The organism is Achromobacter sp. GbtcB20, from assembly GCF_019091095.1.
GTDB classification, from domain to species: Bacteria; Pseudomonadota; Gammaproteobacteria; order Burkholderiales; family Burkholderiaceae_B; genus Achromobacter; species Achromobacter mucicolens.
Map to the genome: position 1 here is coordinate 1 of NZ_JAGXJZ010000800.1, position 243 is coordinate 243.

At 67.1% G+C, this 243-nt stretch carries 1 protein-coding gene; it reads left to right on the plus strand.

Annotated features, from left to right (window positions below; translation table 11 throughout):
* Window positions 1-243: AcaB family transcriptional regulator (locus tag KVT32_RS31170; RefSeq protein WP_217619543.1), on the plus strand; the 243-nt coding region annotated here is incomplete at both ends.

Genomic DNA, 243 nt, shown 5'->3' on the forward strand with positions numbered 1-243 from the left:
CTCGACGTTGGAGCGCTGGCTCAACGAAGGTGCCCACGCGCTGCGCAGCCTGTTCAGCCTGGCCCAGCAATACCGCTACTCGGGCTGCACCCGCGACGACTTCGCGGCCAAGAACGCCGCAGCTCGGGCAGCATTGGAGAAGTTCGGCGAACTGCCGCAGGACGTGCTCGAAGGCATGCGCCGCTCGAAGTTTGCGCCGCCCGTCGTGCGCCGTGGTCTGCAACAGCGTGGTGATAGCGCTGC